Source organism: Clostridium sp. KLE 1755 (genome assembly GCF_000466465.2).
GTDB lineage: Bacteria > Bacillota > Clostridia > Lachnospirales > Lachnospiraceae > Eisenbergiella > Eisenbergiella porci.
Genome location: NZ_KE992721.1, coordinates 22,789 through 30,112, shown reverse-complemented (window position 1 = coordinate 30,112; position 7,324 = coordinate 22,789). Strand labels below are relative to the sequence as shown.

The window sequence follows — 7,324 nt, the reverse complement described above, 5'->3', positions numbered from 1 at the left end:
CTGTGCAGTAAATGCACAGTACTGAGTGAATAATAACATTCATCATCAGCCGCGGGATGTATCTGCGGCCGGTTCCCGATCCTGGAACCGCTTCAGCTGGGCATTCAGCTTCCTGACCTTTTTATCCGCCGCAAGCCAAAGGATGCCCTCCGCAGCCAGGCAGACAGCCAAAACCATAACCATAAAGGGTAAAAGCGTATTAAAATCCGTCCCTCCCAGAAAAAATACGATGCCAACCATTATCGCTTCTATCAAAATAAGCTGTATGATTTTGCGGAGAAGCATCTGCTTCACTGTAAGCTCTTTTCTGCTGTAGAGCACGGCTGAGGGCAGAATCCCCAGAAAACCGTAGAACACCGGGAACAGAAGGGCCTCATAGCCAAACCTGGTATCCGGGGCATAGATCATCCCCATAAAGGCCATCCCCAGGTTTATGCAGGTTACCACGACAAAAAAACTGATAAACACCTGTCCCATAAATTCCTTTTTACTCATTTTGCAGCCTCGCTTTCAACGCATTTACATATTTTCTGGAAATAATGATGTCCTCGCCGTTCGTCAGCCTTGCGGAGAGCCGCCCGTTCAGGCCGGGGCGCAGGTACGAAACCCGCATCAGGTTCACCACCGCCGTTCTGGAGCAGCGGAAGAATTCCCCGGAGCAATAGTTTTCTTCAAAGGCATATAGTTTCATTTTAAGCTCGTACACATTTTTTTCCGTATAAATATACAGGCGGTTGTCCACGGCTTCCGCATAATATACGTCCGAAAGCGGTATGCAGTACATTCTGTCCGCGTCATAGCCCTCCAGCTTTTCCTGGCGCAGCTTGACGAAGCGCTCTATTTCCCGTATACTTTCCGTCACCTCATGGCATTGGATCAGGACCTGTTCTTCTTTTTCCCGGCCAATCCGTTCCACCGTTACGCGCATTGCCTGTTCCCGGATCCGCAGCTGACAGGCGCTGCCGCAGTCAGGCGAATCCTTTCCTTTTCTGATTTTTAAATGAGTCTTCCTGTACAGGCCTTACGGCATCTGTTCCGCCTGCGGTACGGTTATGCGTGGCCGCGACTGCATGCGGGCCTCAAGCGGGCCAGGGTTCGGAGGACTGCCGGAGGACTGTGCTGTTTCTGGTTTCTAATACGTTTCCTGTAGAGAAAGCGTTCCCTGTCCCTTCAGATAATAATCAAAATAATCCCTGATGATTCCGTTCATCGTGACCAGACATTCCCCCGCATCCCTCTTTCCGGTCCCAAGCAGCGCTGCCAGCGGCGGGGAAAAAAGAGGAAGATCCGTAAAATTCATATGCCCGGCATCGGTAAAATGAATCTCTCTTCCATCCTTTGCCAGTGACAAAATTACATGATTCACATATTGATCGCCGTATTTCTGCCCCTGCTCATAATGTTCGGAGGTATCGATGCATAAAAGGGGGACCGGGTAAGGCTCCGTGTTCATCTGGTATTTTCCGTCCGCAAAGCCGGTTTCCTCGCCCAGCATAGTCCCGTCCAGATCGATGATAGCCCGCACCTGCGGCCGTTCCCGTCCAGCCGTCACCGCAGCCGCGCCCCCAAGGGAATGTCCGAAAAGCCCAATATTGTCAGGATCCGTTATGGAAAAAGGAAGGGACGCACCCTCTTCTCCACAAAGCCTTGTTATCTCATCCATTACAAAGTTCAAATCATCTGTCCGCAGCCGAAGCCAGGGTCTGGTCACCCGAAAGTTTTCTTCTTCCGGCATGCCGTCTCCATTTATTCTGGAAATATCACTCATAAACTGCTTATCCACAATAATCACTTCCCCATCGTCCAGCTCTGAAAAAATTGCATGATATGGATGCTCCACGCTGCATACCACATATCCGTTGGAGGCAAGCTCGGTATAGGCCGAATAATTGCTCATCCTGTACCCGAAGGCGCCATGTGAAAACACGATCAGCGGGAAGGTTTCCCCTTCCCCGGAAACAGGATACCAAAACTGCACCGCCACCCGCCTGGACGAACCATCGGAGCAGAATTCCTCCTCCCTCGCATCATCCGTCCAGGTAAAGCTTACCGTCTCGTAAGCGTAGCCGCCGGTTACAGGCAAAGGTATCACAGGCGGGAACAAAAGGGCCGGTATCATGCAGAGGAACAAAAGCAATAGATGAACAGGAAGGGCCGACGGATGGTATTTTGCCGCCTTTCTTATTTTGCCGTCCTTCTTTTTTCCCTCAGAAAAAAAGAAGTAAGCAGATATAAGGCCGCACACAAGATAAATGCCAGGAAACAGCCAGGCTGTATCAAGGGGCAGGCCTCCAAATATGACAAGCAGCAGGAAAATCAGGATTTCTGCGGTAATAAAACCCATTTGAACCGTCGGTATCCGTTTCCTTTTGTAGAAAAAGATGCCTTCCTTCACCAACTCCGCTATAAACAAAATTGTCAGAAAAAAATAACTCATGCCACTCCTTCATTGCCGCTTCCTGTCCGGCCGACCGACTGATTTTTAATGTCTGCTGTCAGTATAGGGCAGGAAAAGCGTATCCGCAATGCGCAGGGAAGCGGAATGCAGAAATGGAGCGTGAAATGCATATTCCTATTTTAAATTGGAAGGCGCCGCTTTGTAAATTACATAACATCCACTGTTTCTATTGCCAATGTATCCAGATGTTTTAGCAGCATCTCCTTTGTAATGACGCATAGTGCCAGCCAGGAGGCTTTTTTCTTTTCATCTTTCTCGCTTATTATATGGTTTTCATGGTAAAATTTCGAAAATGCCACTGCTATCTGGTAAGCATTTTCACAGACAATATTGGGGGCTTTCTCATGAAAGGCGTTTATAAAAGCGTTGCCGCTGAGTGCAATTTTTAACAATAATTCTCTTTCACTTTCTGAATAAACTCCCTGCAGTTTTACCTTTCCGCAGTTGATGCCGGTTTTCCTGAGGATTGAATTGATACGGGCAACCGTATATAGAAGATAGACACCTGTTTTGCCCTCCGATGCCATAAATTTATCCGTATCAAAAACATAGTCCTTGGAATAGTGGTTAATTAAGTCACCGAATTTCACCGCTGCTATCCCTATTTTCTCCGCTGCGGCTTTTTTGTCCGCCTCTGGGATATTATCTGATGATTTTAATTTTTCATAGGAACAGGCTGTTACCGAATCCAGCAGCTCTGACAGCTGCATTACTCCGCCCTCCCTGGTTTTAAACGGCTTGCCGTCTTTTCCGTTTACCGTTCCAAAACACAGATGGGCAAGCTCCGTGCTTTCTGGTATCAGCTCTGCCTTCCGGGCGACACGGAATACCTGGGTAAAGTGTAAATTCTGCCTGAAATCTACGACATACCATATTTTATCCGGTCTGAAATCCTTTTCCCGCTGTATAATCGCTGCAATATCTGTCGTCACGTATCCTTCCGAGCCGTTGGATTTCACAATAATCGCAGGAGGGACCGGCGCTTTGTCATTCTCCTTCGCCACCTCCACAACCTGTGCGCCCTCGCTTTTTACAAGCAGGTTCCGGTCCGTTAACAGCTGCAGCAGCTGAGGCACATATTTGCTGGAATCACTTTCCCCATACCAGTAATCAAAGGAAACGTCCAATCTTTGAAAGTTTTTTCTGATTTCCTTTACAGATACCTCAACCATGTTACACCAGATTTTTGTATAATGTGTATCTCCTTTTTGAAGCCGGGCCGTTATCGTTCTTGCTTTTTCAAGAAAGACCTCATTTGTTTTACTTTTCCGGCTTGCGGCCGGATAGATTTCATTTAATAAATCCGTTGTAAGCGTGGGCAATGTATCTGCGTATCTTTCCTCCAGTTCCGCAAGGACCAGCCCCATCGGCAGGCCCCAATCCCCCAGATGGACATCCCCAACCGCTTTCCTGCCGGTCGCTGTAATGATTCTTTTTAAGGCTTCCCCGATGATGGTTGAACGCAGGTGGCCGACATGCAGCGGTTTGGCAACATTGGGATTTCCGTAATCAAGCACTATGGTTTCCTCAGCTTCCGCCTGAGGGATCCCCTTAAATTTGTCATGGTACATTTGTTCGGCATAGTCCGCAAGGAATTCATCCTGCACGCTTATATTGATAAAACCCGGCCGGACCACTTCTATTTTATGGATATAAATGCAGCCGGTTATCTGATTTGCAACCTCTTCCGCAATCGTCAAAGGTGCTTTCTTATACCTTTTCGCTCCGGCCAGCGCGCCGTTGCATTGAAACTGGCACAGGTCAAGCCTGTCGGAAATGCTGACCTTACCGAGTGTTTCATCATAACCGCACTTTGAAAATGCATTCATAAATACTGCTGATAACAGCTCTGTTAATAATTTCATACTTGCTCCCTTCTGCGCAGCAGAGCGTGTTTGGAAACTGCCCCTGCGCTTTCAAATGCTTCTGCAGCCCGCCGGGGCGGCACCGGACTACTTCCGGCATAAATACTGCACAGCTTCAATTATTTAGTTTTCAATTGCAATAAAAAAGCACCGACAGGCTGTGTGTGCCCGACAGTGCTTTGAAAATAAATATAATTCAACTCACTTTCTATAGGCACACAGCAAATTAAGCCTGTACCTATAAAGATACAAGCCTCATCGTCTGCGTCGAATGGAAAGTGAGAATAATTGACTCATAATTCGCTCCTTTGAAAGTTATAATGTCTATTTATAGCATGAATTATCCGGTATTGCAATTACTTTTTTATGTTTTAGTTTTTTATTCACGTTTTGTACCGGAGGCCGGGGTCTTTTTACGCAGGATATCCAGCGTATGGTGGCTTGCCCCTATCAGATCCTGTCTTTCACAGACCGCCAGATGGTATTTCATATAGATGCCAAATTGTTCATCGTTCATATTGTCTATGACAGGGCGCATATATCCGGTTGCGCCATCAGTGGCTGTCAGGCAGATCCGTTCCGCCTGTACAGATTGGTTCAGTTCCGCAATATCCTCTGTCCGCACCAGTGCAAACAGATCCTCCGGCTGCGCGGTAAAATGGAAATCCTCCGTCAGCATTCCTTTCTCCAGGCAATCGTAAATGGTTCCCCGGGCAAACAGTTCTCCCACCACGGTTGGATCATTCATGCAGTAGGCGATATACAGAATCCCGTTTTCACGGGTTACCCGTACGGCTTCCTCAAGTGCTTTCTTCCTTTCATCCTGCGTATAAAGATGATACATCGGCCCGAGAAGAAGGGTTATGTCAAACGTATTCTCCTGATAGCGGGACAAATCCAGGGCATCTCCCTGTACTGCCTGAAGTCTCATGCCATCCTCCGTTTTTGATCGCAGGATATTCAGGTTGTGTTCCAAAAGTTCCACCGCATCTACCCGGAAGCCTTCTTTCGCCAATGCAAGGGAATAGCGCCCGGTTCCGGCTCCCACCTCTAAAATACGCATTCCCTGTTCCAGAAATTTATGGATGTATTTCATTGTCGTCAGATATTCCACCAGGCCGTGCTTTGCAGCAGACAGACGGGCATCTTCCCGGTAACTGCCGTAGTACTGCTTCAGGTAACCATTTTTATCCATATATTATCGCTCCCATTTTGTATGTAATTATAATGGAACTGCGCATGGAAGTCTTTATATATAATGACAATTCTGCACTGCGTTGTCTGTCAGTCAAATAAATCTTTAAGCTCTGCCGCCACCGGTCCTACAGCTCTTTTTCCTGCCTGTTTATTTTCTTTCTTACGTTCCGATTTCCATTTCCGTTCCTCATACATATCCCGGATCCAGACTTTAACCGGGGCTTTCCACATTTCCTTTTTATTCCCCAAAAGGCTCTGCCGCCGCAGAGCCTCTTCTTATCTTATCCTTATCCTGTAAACCGCTATTACACATTAATTTCCGCTTTCACGCCCAGCAGTTCTTTATTTTCCTCAAGCACAGGCCCGATTACATCCTTCAGGAAGCTTTCCACCTGTGCCGGGGCACAGCCAATATATTTGGAAGGGTCCATGGTTTCGGCCAGTTCTTCAGCGGTAGTCATAAACATGGGTTCCTGTGCGATGAGCTCCAGCAGGTTATTGTCTTTACCCTCCGCTTTCACCCGCCTGCCGGCTTCCATGGACAGTTCCCGGATTTTTTCATGCAGCTCCTGGCGGTCGCCGCCTTTTTTCACCGCATCCATCATAATATTTTCCGTTGCCATAAAAGGCAGTTCACTCATAAGCCGTTTTTCAATGACCTTCGGATATACCACCAGGCCGTCCACCACATTCAGGCACAGATCCAGGATGCCGTCCACAGCCAGGAAGCCTTCCGGCACGCTCAGCCGCTTGTTGGCGGAATCATCCAGGGTACGTTCAAACCACTGGGTCGCAGAGGTAATCGCCGGATTGAGCGCATCCGCAATCACATAGCGGGAAAGGGACGCAATCCGTTCACTGCGCATGGGATTTCTCTTATAAGCCATGGCCGAGGAACCGATCTGGTTCTTCTCGAAAGGTTCCTCCACTTCCTTCAGATGCTGGAGAAGCCGGATGTCATTGGACATCTTGGTGGCGCTTGCCGCGATTCCCGCCAGCACGTTGAGCACTCTTGTATCTATTTTACGGGAATAGGTCTGCCCGGATACCGGATAGCAGGCCTGAAAGCCCATTTTTTCCGCAATCATGGGATCAAGTGCATTTACCTTGTCCATATCGCCGTCAAACAGCTCCAGGAAAGAGGCCTGTGTTCCCGTAGTTCCCTTGGAGCCAAGCAGCTTCATAGTGGAAAGCACATAATCCAGATCCTCCAGATCCAGGTAAAATTCCTGCATCCACAGGGTTGCGCGCTTGCCTACCGTTGTGGGCTGGGCCGGCTGGAAATGGGTGAATGCCAGGGTGGGCAGATCCTTATATTTTCCGGCAAAGGAAGCAAGCTCCGCCAGCACGTTCACAAGCTTCTTTTTCACCAGCTTCAGCGCTTCCGTCATCACAATGATATCCGTGTTGTCACCCACATAGCAGGAGGTAGCCCCCAGATGGATAATCCCCTTCGCCTTCGGGCACTGCACGCCGTAAGCATAAACATGGCTCATAACATCATGGCGCACCTCTTTTTCCCTTGCTTTGGCAACCTCATAGTTGATATCCTCCGCATGGGCCTTTAATTCTGCGATCTGCTCCTCCGTAATGGGAAGGCCCAGCTCCTTTTCCGTCTCCGCCAGGGCGATCCACAGCCTTCTCCAGGTGCGGAATTTCATATCCGGGGAAAAAATGTACTGCATTTCCCTGCTCGCATAACGCTCCGAAAGCGGGCTTACATATCTGTCCATATTATCACTCATAAACGGCAACTCCTTTATACTCAGATTGTTCCGTCAGGACAGCCTGTCCTGAAACCTTC

7 protein-coding genes are annotated in these 7,324 nt (G+C 48.4%); all 7 read right to left on the bottom strand.

Features of this window, described 5'->3' with window-relative positions; translation table 11 throughout:
• Positions 1–45 precede the first annotated feature (45 nt).
• Positions 46–495 (bottom strand): DUF3021 domain-containing protein, encoded by a 450-nt coding sequence (locus HMPREF1548_RS15770; protein WP_021637305.1) that lies wholly within the window; start codon positions 493–495, stop codon positions 46–48.
• A complete protein-coding gene (locus tag HMPREF1548_RS15765) occupies positions 488–928 on the bottom strand; it encodes a LytTR family DNA-binding domain-containing protein (protein WP_021637304.1) in 441 nt (146 codons plus the stop codon). Before HMPREF1548_RS15765 ends, HMPREF1548_RS15770 begins: the two co-directional genes overlap by 8 nt.
• 204 nt (positions 929–1,132) lie before the next feature.
• The gene (locus HMPREF1548_RS15760) at positions 1,133–2,437 is read right to left on the bottom strand and encodes an alpha/beta hydrolase family protein (protein ID WP_021637302.1); all 1,305 of its coding nucleotides are present in this window, start codon (positions 2,435–2,437) and stop codon (positions 1,133–1,135) included.
• Positions 2,438–2,604: 167 nt separating this feature from the next.
• Positions 2,605–4,323 carry an arginine--tRNA ligase gene (gene argS, locus HMPREF1548_RS15755; RefSeq protein ID WP_021637300.1) on the bottom strand — a complete coding sequence of 573 codons (1,719 nt, stop codon included), beginning with the start codon at positions 4,321–4,323 and terminating at the stop codon, positions 2,605–2,607.
• 379 nt (positions 4,324–4,702) lie between these two features.
• A complete protein-coding gene (locus HMPREF1548_RS15750; RefSeq protein ID WP_021637299.1) occupies positions 4,703–5,518 on the bottom strand; it encodes a class I SAM-dependent methyltransferase in 816 nt (271 codons plus the stop codon).
• Positions 5,519–5,607: 89 nt separating this feature from the next.
• Positions 5,608–5,769 (bottom strand): hypothetical protein, encoded by a 162-nt coding sequence (locus HMPREF1548_RS29550; RefSeq protein WP_157065693.1) that lies wholly within the window; start codon positions 5,767–5,769, stop codon positions 5,608–5,610.
• A gap of 56 nt (positions 5,770–5,825) precedes the next feature.
• On the bottom strand, positions 5,826–7,265 hold the full coding sequence (purB, locus tag HMPREF1548_RS15745; protein ID WP_021637297.1) for an adenylosuccinate lyase: 1,440 nt from the start codon (positions 7,263–7,265) through the stop codon (positions 5,826–5,828).
• Positions 7,266–7,324 lie beyond the last annotated feature (59 nt).